17 protein-coding genes and 1 pseudogene are annotated in these 14,436 nt (G+C 44.3%); 16 read left to right on the top strand and 2 right to left on the bottom strand.

The window, feature by feature from the left end; all coding sequences use genetic code 11:
- From A9E74_RS10450 to A9E74_RS10425, 7 genes are all read left to right on the top strand, one after another.
- Positions 1–187, top strand: a 187-nt coding sequence (locus tag A9E74_RS10450) for an AlpA family phage regulatory protein (RefSeq protein ID WP_069296565.1), incomplete at its 5' end; no start/stop codon positions are given.
- Positions 187–417 carry a helix-turn-helix domain-containing protein gene (locus tag A9E74_RS15075; RefSeq protein ID WP_084003041.1) on the top strand — a complete coding sequence of 77 codons (231 nt, stop codon included), beginning with the start codon at positions 187–189 and terminating at the stop codon, positions 415–417. The genes A9E74_RS10450 and A9E74_RS15075, both read left to right, overlap by 1 nt.
- A gap of 89 nt (positions 418–506) precedes the next feature.
- Positions 507–1,187: a hypothetical protein gene (locus tag A9E74_RS10445; RefSeq protein ID WP_141696800.1), complete on the top strand. Its 681-nt coding sequence runs from the start codon at positions 507–509 to the stop codon at positions 1,185–1,187.
- 132 nt (positions 1,188–1,319) lie between these two features.
- Entirely contained in the window at positions 1,320–1,748 is a 429-nt protein-coding gene (locus A9E74_RS10440) for a hypothetical protein (RefSeq protein WP_069296563.1), read from the top strand.
- A gap of 563 nt (positions 1,749–2,311) precedes the next feature.
- Positions 2,312–2,563, top strand: coding sequence for a hypothetical protein (locus tag A9E74_RS10435; RefSeq protein ID WP_069296562.1), 252 nt, complete (start codon positions 2,312–2,314; stop codon positions 2,561–2,563).
- A 200-nt stretch (positions 2,564–2,763) separates the two neighbouring features.
- A complete protein-coding gene (locus A9E74_RS10430; protein ID WP_069296561.1) occupies positions 2,764–3,357 on the top strand; it encodes a hypothetical protein in 594 nt (197 codons plus the stop codon).
- Positions 3,358–3,462: 105 nt separating this feature from the next.
- Complete coding sequence (locus A9E74_RS10425) at positions 3,463–4,095, top strand: VPLPA-CTERM sorting domain-containing protein (RefSeq protein ID WP_141696799.1); 633 nt, start codon at positions 3,463–3,465, stop codon at positions 4,093–4,095.
- Positions 4,096–4,679: 584 nt separating this feature from the next.
- Here A9E74_RS10425 and A9E74_RS14795 read toward each other — a convergent pair.
- Both A9E74_RS14795 and rarD read right to left on the bottom strand, forming a co-directional pair.
- Positions 4,680–5,045 carry an EamA family transporter gene (locus A9E74_RS14795; RefSeq protein WP_245652145.1) on the bottom strand — a complete coding sequence of 122 codons (366 nt, stop codon included), beginning with the start codon at positions 5,043–5,045 and terminating at the stop codon, positions 4,680–4,682.
- Positions 5,042–5,551: an EamA family transporter RarD gene (gene rarD / locus A9E74_RS14790; protein ID WP_245652144.1), complete on the bottom strand. Its 510-nt coding sequence runs from the start codon at positions 5,549–5,551 to the stop codon at positions 5,042–5,044. The genes A9E74_RS14795 and rarD overlap by 4 nt, the downstream gene beginning before the upstream one ends.
- Positions 5,552–5,966: 415 nt before the next feature.
- Between rarD and ndhC the strand changes: the two genes are divergently transcribed.
- From ndhC to nuoI, 9 genes and pseudogenes are all read left to right on the top strand, one after another.
- Positions 5,967–6,323 carry an NADH-quinone oxidoreductase subunit A gene (gene ndhC / locus A9E74_RS10415; RefSeq protein WP_069296559.1) on the top strand — a complete coding sequence of 119 codons (357 nt, stop codon included), beginning with the start codon at positions 5,967–5,969 and terminating at the stop codon, positions 6,321–6,323.
- On the top strand, positions 6,314–6,802 hold the full coding sequence (locus tag A9E74_RS10410) for a NuoB/complex I 20 kDa subunit family protein (RefSeq protein ID WP_069296558.1): 489 nt from the start codon (positions 6,314–6,316) through the stop codon (positions 6,800–6,802). The genes ndhC and A9E74_RS10410 overlap by 10 nt, the downstream gene beginning before the upstream one ends.
- 8 nt (positions 6,803–6,810) lie before the next feature.
- A complete protein-coding gene (locus A9E74_RS10405; RefSeq protein ID WP_069296557.1) occupies positions 6,811–7,479 on the top strand; it encodes an NADH-quinone oxidoreductase subunit C in 669 nt (222 codons plus the stop codon).
- Between the two features lie 22 nt (positions 7,480–7,501).
- On the top strand, positions 7,502–8,731 hold the full coding sequence (locus tag A9E74_RS10400; RefSeq protein ID WP_069296556.1) for an NADH-quinone oxidoreductase subunit D: 1,230 nt from the start codon (positions 7,502–7,504) through the stop codon (positions 8,729–8,731).
- Positions 8,728–9,240: an NADH-quinone oxidoreductase subunit NuoE gene (gene nuoE / locus A9E74_RS10395; RefSeq protein WP_069296555.1), complete on the top strand. Its 513-nt coding sequence runs from the start codon at positions 8,728–8,730 to the stop codon at positions 9,238–9,240. Before A9E74_RS10400 ends, nuoE begins: the two co-directional genes overlap by 4 nt.
- Positions 9,240–10,538, top strand: coding sequence for an NADH-quinone oxidoreductase subunit NuoF (nuoF, locus tag A9E74_RS10390; protein ID WP_218104305.1), 1,299 nt, complete (start codon positions 9,240–9,242; stop codon positions 10,536–10,538). The genes nuoE and nuoF overlap by 1 nt, the downstream gene beginning before the upstream one ends.
- On the top strand, positions 10,531–12,897 hold the full coding sequence (gene nuoG, locus A9E74_RS10385; protein ID WP_069296553.1) for an NADH-quinone oxidoreductase subunit NuoG: 2,367 nt from the start codon (positions 10,531–10,533) through the stop codon (positions 12,895–12,897). Before nuoF ends, nuoG begins: the two co-directional genes overlap by 8 nt.
- Positions 12,890–13,941: pseudogene (nuoH, locus tag A9E74_RS10380) on the top strand (NADH-quinone oxidoreductase subunit NuoH). The gene nuoG and the pseudogene nuoH overlap by 8 nt, the downstream one beginning before the upstream one ends.
- Complete coding sequence (gene nuoI / locus A9E74_RS10375) at positions 13,941–14,429, top strand: NADH-quinone oxidoreductase subunit NuoI (protein ID WP_069296570.1); 489 nt, start codon at positions 13,941–13,943, stop codon at positions 14,427–14,429. The pseudogene nuoH and the gene nuoI overlap by 1 nt, the downstream one beginning before the upstream one ends.
- Positions 14,430–14,436: the final 7 nt, after the last annotated feature.

The raw sequence follows: 14,436 nt of genomic DNA, 5'->3' as shown, positions 1-14,436 counted from the left end.
AAAACTTTCCGAATTAAAACTAATTACCGGTCTAAGTGGCTCGTCAATCTATCGAGGTGCTGCAAATGGTACATTCCCAAAACCCATCAAACTATCTGAACGTAGCTCTGGCTGGTTAAAGTCAGAAGTCGAACAATGGCTAAAAAATCGTATCGAAGCCTCACGTAATGATAGCGAGGTGGCCTAATGGATAACTCAGCATCAAGCCAACGATCTACCATCTTGAAGTATCTTAATGAGCATGGCTCGCTTACCACGCTCCAATGTCGTGATGAGCTGGGCATTATGCACCCAGCGGCACGAGTAAATGAGCTCAGGGAAGCAGGGCATAAGATAGTCACACATTGGACAAGATCAGAAGATAGAACCGGCACAAAGCACCGCGAGGCTAAATACGTGTCATTCCATCAATCATAATTTCTGCCACATAGCAGATAACTCCGATGGGAAACACAGCAGTCGACACAACGGGCTGGACGATATACGAGTCAGCCCAGTGTGAATGTGTGAGCACCAAGATTGCCTCAATAAAAAGCCCAGGTGGTCAAAAGCCAATATTCATTCTTCAACTGCTCACGGATGATGGCCAAGAGGTAATCAAGTATCTAAATGTCAAAAAGTTAGCGAGTGGAAACTACTCAGCTCCAAAAGAAAGCGACTTTGCCAAACTATACCGTCTATCTATCGGAGATAACCCCACAAAACGATTTAGCAAGGCTCAGCAGCTTCTGAGTCATTTCCACGGTGTAAAATTCATTGTAAGTTTTGAAGAACATAGAACAGTAAATAATGCCCTTTATTTTAAAGCGATAAAGCTACAACCAGTCCTTCCAATATTAAAAGATGGATGGACAGTTACAGGACAGCTAAAGGGAAAACCGAGAGGGCATTACATGCGTCAAAAACAAGCAAGACCCAGGCGACTTATCGGCGACGACATGGCGACAAGTAGGCGAAGTAGTGGCGAAGGGTTGGATATTGAAAACCGTGTAAAGCCGCATTTTAACCTGATCTCAAGCACTAATTCAGCCCCATTAAAACATACAACATACAACATGAAACCATTAACCCATAATGCAGTTATAAGGGATAAGGAAAGACAAATAAGGGTGTATGAATATAATCGACGCGAGCACGAAACTGTTGATGCCTACTATGACCGAGTGATTAACGAAACCTTTATTTAAAGTCTGCTAATTAAGATTTAGTTTCGTATAGGGTGGGTATCGTAAAAAAGCCCAGAGAAGCCAATAAATTCGTAACAAGCTTCCGATACAATAGCCACTAACTTTTCATTTTGAGGAAGGTTGGATCGATAAATGCCGATAAAACAAAAAGGAATTTATGTGAACTCAAGAATATTAATATTTTGTGCAATAGCTTTAATTCAGGGGTGTGCTACGTCAACAAATTTACGTGACACAGGGGAAATAAAACTTGAACAAAATCGTGATGTTGTAATGGATAGATTGACCCGATTAGCTAAGCAATGTTGGGCAAAAGAATATTCAGCATTTCAGGATGGTGTCATTGTTCAAAGGTCTGGCTATGGCCTATCAGTTAAAAGATGGGCACCAGACTTAGGATATGAAAGTAGACAACCAATGTTTAAGTTGCGAATGATGGTTGATGGTGATGGCTCAAAACTCTATATGTCAGAGGGTGAATGTAACGCCTTTTGTACAGATAAAAGCTACAGCGATGACGTAAAAAGATGGTTGAATAATGATGAAACCTGTGCGGGATAGTCATTAAGCGAGCAAGTTTTTTCTGACATCACTACGCGAGGAAGACTTTTCCGAAGTCACATCATGAGCAAGGTTTTATCGTAGTCACTACGCGAGCAGAATATTAAAGCCTTACCCTAACTTACCGTTGATCATTTCTACCATTCATTATTCTGTCTAAGCTGGTCAAAGTGGCAACAAATAAAGGGTAAGGTTAAGGGTAGGGTCAGTAATGACATTTGGCCATAAAACGCTGCTTTGCATAAATAAAAAAAGTGAACGCGCTAGACTATGGAAAACAAAGGGTTATCTATAAAAGTGAACGCCTGTTTGAAAGGTTAAAAGCCCAAGATCAACCCCATGCAAAGGTCAAGATTACGGCAAGGGTACGGTAAAGAAATTATCAGAAAAACTTAGACCGTAAAACCAGATAAAACCTGATGTTTTGTGCTATGTAATATAAATTTACCTAGAGTTTCTGAACCCAAATCAGGGCTAAAAAATAGGCAAGCTTTAACAGCTTTGAATATCATTAATTGCCGACATATACGCGCGCGTGAATTAACCAGGCAACATTTACAAAAATGCAAAAGAAAGCAAAAAACCGAGCTGAAATAATTGAGCAGCTGAAAGAGAGGATGAATAGCTTCAAGCTGACTGTAACTCACGATCCGCTAGTTCCTGAGTGGCTTGCTGCTGATATGTTGAGATTAAAGTCCGATGTTTTTGTTGAGATTGTTTTACTGGATGATTGTCCACTTAAACCAATTTATAAATCTGGTGGCAGGTTCTATAGGCTTGATGATATTGCAGAGTTTTACGAGACTTACGAGTAGTCCTTTTTATAGTGTCAGAAAACTAAAAAGCCTAATGGGTTTTCGGAGCAATACGCGCGTAGAAGTTTAAAGATAAGTCACTGTTAAAAGATTATGTGTGTTCTGTCCGAATAGCGTTAAATGAATTCAATAATTATTTGACACCATCTAGCCCACAGAATATTTTGTGATCTCTATCACACTTCTATGGAGGGAGTCCCGTGAAAGCTATCCTGATAATCTGCGCTTTATTTTTCAGTGTTAATGTTTATTCTGCACCGTTTATTCAACACGGCATAAGCTCGTTTGACGGAGTGGCCGCACCAGCCGGAATTTATATTGGGTACGAATACGGTTGTGGTGAAGCTTCATGCAGCTTAAATCTCTTTGACCCCTCAGTTTTTCTCCCCACAGAAATTTATCAAATGTATTACGGTGATTTAGATGACATTGATGATGAATATCTTTTTGTCGATAAAGAAAACATCCATTTGCGTGAAATGTGGGTATCTCAAACATTCCAAGTAATTAAAAACGCGCCTATAAATTTTGAGTGGAATGCTACTGGTGTCGATTCATTTTATCTTAGTTTCGATGGTAATAACTTTGACGCAACATCCGGTAGTTTTTTACAGAAATTTTATATCGGGCAGGAATTTAACATTTACATGGCCGGAGAAGCCTTTTCTGCAGATGCCAATTTACAATTAAAAATGACTGACTTATCACAAGTCCCTATCCCTGCAGCCTTGTATCTCTTTGCTCCAGCCCTACTTGGCTTTATTGGCTTAAGAAAAAAAATAAAATCATCATAATCTAGCCTGATAATCAAAAAGTTAATTATTTATTGGGCCGTTATATTGGGCATTTCAACATGATCCTTTACCAAGGATCGGGTTCACACTATTGGAGGGAGTCCCGTGAAAGCAATATTTTATGTATTTACATTATTTATTTCATTTGGCATATCAGCAGCAAGCGCAGCATCCTTATACTTTTCTCCGTATGGACTTGGTGAGGATGCTCACCCCTTCAATCCCGCTGGTTCATATTGCACGGGCTATAAATGTGGTTATTATCAGATGGGATCATTCACAATGTTAGAGCCAGCCGAATCATTGCCAGCCGATACCAATGATTACTTTTATTTTGAAACTGGGATGATTGAAGAGACCAGTGGATTAGAGTTTTTTGAAGCTGTTTTTCGCGGTTATGCTGCTGGAGAAAGATTTAAAGTTCTTCAGGACATTGATTTTACAGTTTCCTGGGGAACGCAAAACATTCTTTCTGGCTCTTTCTTGTTCGATGGGGAGTTTACCAATATAGCTGAATACCCTTCTGGATCATTTGATGTGAGCATGAATGCGGGGGATATATTTCATACAGGAATCTATGGTACATCGAGCGCCCGTGATGCTTATGTATTTTTTGAATTTAATGTCATTCCAGAGCCTGTAGAAATATCAGAAGTACCATTGCCAGCGAGCCTGTTTTTATTCGCTCCGGCACTGCTCGGCTTTATGGGATTGAGAAGAAAAACCAAACTATCTTAAACGGGACTGGCTAGCTAGTAACTGCTTGGTTACTTGCTCAATTCCATTTGTATGCTGTTCACTTAATGTTGATTTTTCATGTGAAAGCCATATCTCGCCAGTGATTAGCTGTTGATTTACCCAAACACGTTTTAAATCGGTGGCTAAATGCTAAACGAGCCAAATCTATACTGCAAAAATATTATCCTATGTATGTTTCAGGCTTTATGTCTGAACAAAAGCGAACAGGCTTTAGAGGGAAACTTTCTTTTATAAAAAGGTATTGCCGCGAGTCACTGTAAGCGAGTTTTCTGACACAGTAAAAAGGCTTAATTTTTATTAAGTCGAACATTTAGAAAACCTGATGTTTGATTTCAAGGGCTGAATATTTGGTGCCAACTATGGTGCCAACACCAAAAAGAACCACTCATCAAAGCTATACTTGATGCGCGCTTTCGCTGATAATTCGAATGAGGCCGACGCACCAATACATCAAACCCGCCAGTGTTAGACACTGGCGGGTTTTTTATTATCTATCGTATGAAGTAATTAATTCACTCTCACAATAAATGGCATGCCAGTTGTTTAATGTTTAAGGTTAGCAATTAAGCCTGCCGACGATGTTTTTTCCACATGCCCACTATAAAGAAAATTAATGCTATCCAGATTAGGCCAAAAGTAATCAGCCTTTCAGGTGGATACGCTTCTTTGAGTACATAAACTCCAATCACAAACTGAATAGTCGGATTAATGTACATAATAAATCCCACTACCGATAAATCGACTCGACTGGCCGCCATGGCAAACAGCACCAATGGCAAAGCGGTGAGCAGCCCCGAGCCTATTAATAATAATGTCAGTTGTGTAGAGTCCCCGAACGCCAAGTTGTAATCAGCGTTAGTTGATTGCCAGAGGATCCAGGCTAAGGCTATAGGCGCCAGCCATAAGGTTTCAATTGTCAGTCCATTCACACCATCAACCGGATGTTTTTACGGATTAATCCATACAAGGCAAATGCCAGGGCCAGTGATAAACCAACCCATGGCAGGCTTCCAAGGCTGAACCATTCCCAGATTATGGCCACAGTTGCAATCACTCCCGCCCAGGCCTGTAATGGATGTAGTTGTTCATTTAACAACCACCTTGCCAATAACAGACTCATCACTGGCGTAATGAAATAACCAAGGCTGGCTTCCAATACTCGATGTTGTGAAACGGCCCAGATAAAAATTAACCAATTAACGGCAATCAGTAATGAAGACAATGCCAGCCACAATAATAATTTTTTATCAGCAAAGGTCTTGATTAACTTACGTCCACGACCGAGCAGCAGACCAACTACAACAGTCGCCAGCAAGGACCAGAGGATACGGTGTGACAACACTTCAACCGCTGAAACGCTATTCAGATAACTGAAATAAAGTGGGAAGCTGCCCCAGATAACATAAGCGGCAATGGCGAAGATCAGACCATACATATAAAACTCAGTAGTGACAGTAGGGAAATGACAACCTCATTAAAGTGACATTGTCGTTGTTTGAAGGAATGTAAAGGTTATGCAGACAGCTAAAAATCTGCAAATTATGCAGCAGGATTATACAGGTCGTTGCGATGAGTAGCTTCAGGTTTAATCAAGTCCACAATCAGCTAATGCAGTGCCTATTCCAACTCATTCATGATTGCAGTGTTTGCTGCTATTTTTGTCATACTTGGAATAATCTCTCACTTAAACGCATATGATTCAGTCAGTCTTTTCGGACATAATCTGAGCTTCAAATACTGCGATTTAAAGTGTAGTATCGTGAGCTGTTTAAATAAGTTTGATTTCTTAAAACAATAATAACTATCAGGTGTCACACAGACACTAAATCTCGAGAGAGTGGAAGGGCGTCATGTTAGAGGGATACCTCCCCATTTTGTTGTTTATCATTATCGGCATCGGCTTCGGTGTGATGCCGTTAATCGCTGGCTTTATTATCGGGCCACACCGGCCTGATGCCGAAAAACGCTCCAGCTATGAATGTGGGTTTGAACCTTTTGAAGACACTCATGGCAAATTCGATGTGCGTTATTACTTAGTCGCTATTCTGTTCATTATCTTTGATCTCGAAATCGCTTTTTTATTCCCCTGGGCCATTGTGCTTGATGACATCGGTGTATTTGGTTTGCTGGCGATGTTTCTGTTTTTGGCGATTCTGGTGGTGGGCTTTATCTATGAATGGAAAAAAGGAGCCTTGGAATGGGAATAGAAGGCGTTTTTCATGAAGGTATAGTCACCACTTCAGCGGATAAGTTAATCAATTGGGCACGAACAGGATCTTTATGGCCGATGACTTTTGGCCTGGCTTGCTGTGCAGTGGAAATGATGCATGCCGGGGCCTCACGCTATGATCTGGATCGTTTTGGTGTGGTATTTAGGCCAAGCCCGCGTCAATCAGATGTAATGATTGTGGCCGGAACCTTGGTCAACAAAATGGCACCTGCTCTGCGTAAGGTGTATGACCAGATGTCGGAACCGCGTTGGGTGATTTCAATGGGCTCTTGCGCGAATGGTGGTGGTTATTATCACTATTCCTATTCGGTGGTGCGGGGTTGCGATCGTATTGTGCCAGTGGATATTTATGTACCGGGTTGCCCACCCACAGCAGAAGCGTTGCTGTATGGAATTATTCAGTTACAGAAAAAAATTCAGCGCACTAACACAATTGCTAAACAAGTTCAGGCGTAGGTTGAAGCATGGAATCGCTGAAACAGAAACTGCAACAGCATTTTGCCGACCAACTGGTGGAATGCGAGTTGAATCGTGGTGAACTAACACTGCATATTGAAGCTGAACAGATTATTCCGGTATGCAAAGCATTACGTGATGAGTTTACATTTACCCAATTAATCGATTTGTGTGGAGTGGATTATTCAGCCTACGGCAACAGTGGCTGGGAAACAAAACAGGCGACAGAGCATGGCTTCAGTCGTGCTCGTGAAGCCTTTTCGCAGATTGACGATGTTGATGAGGGCTTTCGTTATGCCGTGGTGTATCACCTGCTATCGGTGCAAAACAATAATCGAGTGCGATTGAAAGTAGATTTGATTGCAGAAACACCAATTATTGATTCAGTGACTTCTATCTGGCATTCGGCTGATTGGTATGAGCGTGAAGCATTTGATTTGTTTGGCATTCTGTTCAAAGGTCATCAGGATTTGCGACGTATTTTGACCGACTATGGTTTTGTCGGCCATCCATTCCGCAAAGATTTCCCGTTAATTGGTAATGTGGAAATGCTTTATGACCCAGAGCAGAAACGGGTGATCTATCAACCGGTCAGCATTGAGCCCAGAACATTAGTACCCCGAGTGATTCGTGACGATAACCGTTATTTGCAATCTGCTGGCAAGGCCAAAAAATAATGGCTGAGATTAAAACTACACCTTGAACTTTGGGCCGCAACATCCGGCGGCACATGGCGTATTGCGTTTGATCTTGGAAATGGATGGCGAGGTCATCGTGCACGCTGATCCGCATATTGGCCTGTTGCACCGCGGAACTGAAAAACTGGCGGAATCCAAGCCCTATAACCAGAGCATCGGTTATATGGATCGACTGGATTATGTGTCGATGATGTGTAACGAACATGCATACGTTATGGCAATCGAAAAGCTGTTGGGCATTGAACCACCGATTCGGGCGCAATACATCCGGGTTTTATTTGATGAAATGACCCGCGTTTTGAATCACTTAATGTGGCTCGGAGCGCATGGTCTGGATATCGGGGCGATGACGGTATTCCTGTATTGCTTCCGTGAACGTGAAGATCTGATGGACTGCTATGAAGCAGTCTCTGGTGCGCGTTTACACGCAACCTATTATCGTCCGGGTGGGGTCTATCGTGATTTACCTAACAGCATGCCGCAATATCAAAAGTCCAAATGGCATTCTGAAGCTGAAGTTAAAAAGTTAAACCAAAGCCGTGAAGGCAGTCTGCTGGATTTTATTGAAGATTTTTGTCAGCGCTTTCCCAAATGCGTCGATGAATATGAAACGTTGCTAACCGATAACCGTATCTGGAAACAACGTACGGTAGGCATCGGAGTGGTATCACCGGAACGAGCATTACAGCTTGGTTTTACCGGTCCGATGTTACGAGGCAGTGGAGTCGAGTGGGATCTGCGTCGAAAGCAGCCCTACGAAGTTTATGACCGCCTGGATTTTGATATACCAGTGGGGAAAGAAGGCGATTGTTACGATCGTTATCTGGTCCGCGTTGAAGAAATGCGTCAGTCCAATAAAATTATGCAGCAATGTATTGATTGGCTGCGGGTCAACCCCGGCCCGGTGATTATTGATAACGTCAAAGTTGCACCGCCCAGCCGCGCTGATATGAAAGATGATATGGAAGCGTTAATCCATCATTTTAAATTGTTCACCGAAGGTTATTGTGTGCCGGAAGGCGAAGTGTATAGCGCGGTAGAGCATCCCAAAGGCGAGTTTGGCATTTACATGGTGTCGGATGGTGCTAATAAACCTTATCGAGTCAAAATTCGTGCACCGGGGTTTCCGCATCTGGCAGCGATGAATGAAATGGCCAAAGGGCATTTACTCGCGGACGTGGTGGCGATTATCGGCACCATGGATATTGTGTTCGGGGAGATTGACCGATGACTACAGCATTACAGCTCACCGGACATAGAGATCAATTATTTAACCAAGTTATACGGCAGCAGTTGGATAGCTGGATCAGTAAATATCCGCCCGGACAATCCCAATCTGCTGTAATTCCAGCTTTGCATATTCTGCAGGATTCACATGATGGCTGGCTGAGTGAGGGCCTGATGCGCGCCTTGGCTGACTACCTTGAAATTCCAGCTATCAGTGTGTTTGAAGTGGCGACGTTTTACACGATGTTTGAACTCAAGCCCGTCGGTAAACACAAAATCAGTGTGTGCACCAATATCTCTTGTTTATTATGTGGCTCTGAAGAGATCGCCAATCATTTACAGAAACGCCTTGGTATTGGTTTCGGCCAGACCACTGCTGACGGAAAATTCACGCTTAAAGAAGTAGAGTGCCTGGGCGCCTGTGTCGGCGCGCCGATGCTGTTGCTGGATCGGCAATATCATGAGCATCTGACACCAGACAAAGTTGATGCTTTATTGGGCGAGGTAAAATGATGCAGCTGGATCAGGTTTGTTTTCGCACAATGCATCTCGACCAGCCTTGGTCGATGGAATCTTACCGCAGCGTTGGTGGTTACCAGATGCTGGAAAAAATCCTGCGTGAGAAGACTCGCCAGGAAACCATCATTGAGATCATCAAGAATTCAGCCTTACGTGGTCGTGGCGGTGCCGGTTTTCCAACCGGTTTGAAATGGAGTTTTATGCCACGCCGCATGCCGGGCGATAAATATATTGTCTGCAACTCAGATGAAGGCGAACCGGGTACCTGTAAAGATCGCGATATTATCCGTTTCAACCCGCATCAGGTGATTGAAGGCATGATTATCGCTGGATATACCATCGGTGCTCAACGTGGTTATAACTACATCCGGGGTGAATTTTTTGAGCCAATTGAACGGTTTGAGCAAGCCTTAATCGAAGCTCGAGAAGCTGGTTATCTGGGTAAAAACATTCTCAATAGCGGCTTTAATTTTGAGCTTTTTTGCCACCCGGGAGCAGGAGCATATATTTGCGGTGAAGAAACCGCTTTATTGGAATCCCTGGAAGGCAAAAAAGGCCAGCCAAGATATAAGCCTCCTTTCCCTGCTGGTTATGGCTTATATGGTCGACCAACAACCGTTAATAACACTGAAACATTGGCCTCGGTGCCGGTGATTTTGCAACATGGTGCTGACTGGTTCCATGAGTTGGGAACGCCCAATAATGGTGGACAGAAAATATTCTGCATGAGTGGTCATGTGAATAAACCGGGTAATTACGAAGTCCCGTTAGGTATGCCGTTTGCAGAATTATTGGAACTCGCTGGTGGCGTTCGTAATGGCAATAAACTTAAAGCAGTGATTCCCGGTGGCAGTTCCACTCCGGTGGTACCAGCGGATGTGATGATGCAAACCGCAATGAGTTACGACGGTATCGGCAAAGCCGGTTCTATGCTGGGTGCAGGATCAGTCATTGTGATGGATGAAACCACCTGCATGGTCAAGGCCTTGGAACGTATCGCCTATTTTTATTATGAAGAATCTTGTGGTCAGTGCACGCCATGTCGTGAAGGCACTGGCTGGTTATACCGGGTGATTAAACGCATAGAAGATGGCCAGGGTCGTCAGGAAGATCTGGATCGATTAATTGATGTTGCTAACAATATTAATGGTAATACCATTTGTGCATTAGGCGATGCCGCTGCTGCGCCAGTTATCAGCTTTATCAAGCATTTCCGCGATGAATTCCAATATCACATTGATCATAAATGTTGTCTGGTCAGCGAGCCAGAATTGAAGCTGAACTATGGTTAATATCGAAATAGATGGCATTCCACTAAGAGTGGATTCAGCCAAAATGATTATTCAGGCCGCTGATGAGGCAGGCATCGATATTCCGCGTTTTTGTTATCACAAAAATCTGTCGATAGTCGCTAACTGCCGGATGTGTCTGGTCGAAGTTGATAAAGCGCGTAAAGCATTACCCGCATGTGCCACGCCAGTTGCCAACGGTATGAAAGTATTTACTCAATCCGAAATCGCCTTGCAGGCACAACGCGGAGTGATGGAGTTTTTACTGATCAATCATCCGTTGGACTGCCCGATTTGTGATCAGGGCGGAGAGTGTGAGTTGCAGGATCTATCGTTGGGTTACGGCAGTGGTATCAGCCGTTTCAGTGAAAAGAAACGTGTCGTCAAAGACAAAGATATCGGGCCATTAGTACAGACCGATATGACGCGATGCATCCACTGCACCCGCTGCGTACGCTTTGGTCAGGAAATTGCCGGTATCAAAGAATTAGGCGCGACTGGCCGTGGTGAACATATGGAAATCGGCACCTATGTTGAGCATAGTCTGGCCTCAGAGCTGTCCGGCAATATTATCGATCTGTGCCCGGTAGGCGCACTGACCTCTAAACCGTTCCGCTATAAAGCTCGGGCATGGGAGATGACTTCACATCCATCCATTGCTATGCACGATGCAGTTGGATCGAATCTCGATCTTCACACCCGGCAGAATGAAGTGATGCGAGTGGTAGCCAGAGACAATGATTCGGTGAATCAAAGCTGGATTTCCGATCGGGATCGTTTCAGTTACCTTGGCTTAAAACATCCAGACCGTTTGTTAAATCCGATGATTAAACAAAATGGTGAGTGGCAGGTTACGGACTGGCAAACAGCGATGGAGTTTGCGGTAGACGGTCTTAAGCACGTTAAAACTAAAAATGGTGCCGATCAGATTGCCGGTTTAATTTCACCCACTGCAACACTGGAAGAGGGCTACCTGTTTCAGAAATGGTTGAGAGCATTTGGCAGCCAAAACGTAGACCATCGCTTACGTCAGCAGGATTTCAGCGATGCCGGTCATGACCAATTTTCTGCGATGAGTCTGGCTGATATTGAAAGCAGTGATGCGATTGTGCTGTTGGGCTGCAATATTCGCAGTGAAGCACCGCTGTTGGCACACCGAGTCCGTCAATCAGCTTATGCTGGTGGATTGATCAGTGATATTAATTTCTTCAAAACCGATTTGTTGATGCCAGTTGATCGGCAGGTAGTCGTAAATTCAGCACAATTATTCGTTTTATTGAGTGGTGTTGCGAAAACCTTATTGCAACGTGTGGATGAAACTACGGCAAAAGCTTGGCGGCACATGATGCGTGAAAAAGCGCCGTCAGCCACAGAACAAAATATCGCGATGCAGCTGGCGAATGCCCACCAAGCCGTCATTATTGTCGGCGCATTGGCTAATCAACATCCTCAGGCATCTGCGATTCGCTCTTTAGCAGCACTCATTAGTGAACTAACCGGCGCGCATTTGCTTATTTTGCCGGATGCGAACAGTCAGGCCTTACATTTGGCTGGTGCATTGCCACATTGCGATGCATCTCAAGAATTGAAAGATGGCCTGAATGCAAATGCGATCTGGGAAGAGCAGTTACGTGCGTATGTGTTATTCAACATTGAACCGGAGTTTGATTGCGCTGATCCAGCCGCTGCTTTATTAGCCTTGCAACGGGCTGGGTTTGTGATGGCAATAAACAGTTTTCAATGCGACAGCCTGCGTGATTATGCCGATGTGCTATTACCGCTGGCGGCATTTACCGAAACATCAGGTACCTTTGTTGGCCTCGATCATCAATGGCAATCTTTTACTGGAGCGGTTGCTCCACCTGGTGAAAGTCGTCCAGGCTGGAAGATTCTGCGGGTGCTTGGCAATATTTCGAAGTTCAACGGTTTCGATTATGTTTCCTCAGAAGGTGTTCGTCAGGAACTTCAGGATCAGCTCAATCGTTTATCTTCAGCCAGAAAATCGATTTATATTCCAGCAGAAATAACGAACGTTAATGGCGTTCAGCTTATTTCAGAAGTACCGGTCTATCGCACCGATAGTTTGGTCAGACACAGCAAAGCACTTCAACTGACTCCGGAAAATCAGTTTCTGGATACCATGCGTATTTCTCCGGCTCTGGCGGAAAAGTATGGTTTGCATCAAGGGGATGCGGTACAGATTCAGCAGGATGAATTTGCAGTATCCGCCACCGTATTAATTGATGAACAGGTTGCTGAAAACATGGCGCATCTGGCAGCGGCTTCTCCGCTGAGTGCTCGGCTTGGTAACGCTTTTGGCAATGTTGAATTATCAGCGATGATGGAGAGCATTGATGCTTGATATCGTGATGCAACAGTTGCTCCCCAACATCGGCAAAATTTTGCTGATTATCGCGTTATTAATGTTGGCGGTAGCTATCTGACCTTGGCTGAGCGAAAAGTGATTGGCTATATCCAGATGCGTATTGGTCCAAATCGTGTCGGTCCTCGCGGATTACTGCAACCAATCGCTGATGGTCTCAAGCTGTTACTGAAAGAAATCATCGTGCCCACCCGATCCAATCTTTATTTATTTGTGTTGGCTCCGGTATTAGCAATCGGTCCTGCTTTGGCGGCCTGGGCGGTTATTCCATTCGACGCTGGCATGGTATTGGCCGATATTAATGCCGGATTGTTATATGTTTTAGCCATCACTTCTATGGGGGTGTACGGCATTGTTATTGCCGGTTGGGCCTCAAATTCACGTTATGCGTTTTTAGGCGCGATGCGTAGCGCCGCTCAAGTGGTGTCGTATGAAATCGCCATGGGTTTTGCTTTGGTCGGCGTATTGATTGCCGCTGGCAGTTTGAATCTGAGTGAGATTGTTATGGCTCAGCAAGGCGGTATTTTTTACTGGTATTGGTTGCCGTTATTACCCTTGTTTGTGGTCTATTTTATCTCTGGTGTGGCAGAAACCAATCGGGCGCCGTTTGATATTGCTGAAGGCGAATCCGAAATTGTTGCCGGCTTTCATGTCGAATATTCCGGTATGGCATTTGCGATTTTCTTCCTCGCTGAATACGCCGATATGATTTTAATTTCGATCCTTGCCGCTACCTTGTTCATGGGCGGCTGGCTGTCGCCATTTGAGGGTATTCCGGTACTGGAGTCAATGTTTGCCTGGGTACCCGGACTGGTGTGGCTATTACTGAAAACCAGCATGTTTCTCTTTATCTATTTATGGATCCGCGCCACCTTTCCTCGCTATCGATATGATCAGGTGATGCGTCTCGGCTGGAAAGTGTTTATTCCGGTAACCCTGGTATGGCTGGTGGTGATTTCGACCATGCAGGTGTTTGATATTGGCCCTTGGTTTAGCGACGTGGTGGAGGTGTCCACACCATGATGCAATCCATTCGTCACTTTTTCAAAAGCTTTTTGTTGTGGGAATTAGTTCAAGGCTTGCGGTTGACCGGCCGGCATTTATTTTCCCGCAAAGTCACAGTGCAATATCCTGAAGAACAGACACCGCAATCGCCTCGATTCCGTGGTTTGCATGCTTTGCGCCGTTACCCAAATGGTGAAGAGCGCTGCATTGGCTGCAAGCTGTGTGAAGCAGTTTGTCCGGCATTGGCTATTACAATTGATACCGAACCACGCGAAGATGGTACCCGCCGTACCACTCGTTATGACATCGATTTATTTAAATGTATTTATTGCGGGTTTTGTGAAGAATCCTGTCCGGTTGATTCAATAGTGGAAACCCGAGTGTTTGCCTATCATTTTGAAAATCGTGGCGAAAATATTATGGACAAACAGCAGTTGCTGGCGATTGGCGATAAATACGAGTCGGAAATTGCTGCTGATCGGGAGGCCGACGCGCCTTATCGTTAGGCCGGAA

The sequence above is a fragment of the Methylophaga muralis genome, assembly GCF_001720165.1.
In the GTDB taxonomy this organism is placed as follows: Bacteria; Pseudomonadota; Gammaproteobacteria; order Nitrosococcales; family Methylophagaceae; genus Methylophaga; species Methylophaga muralis.
This window is presented reverse-complemented; position numbering and strand designations above follow the sequence as displayed.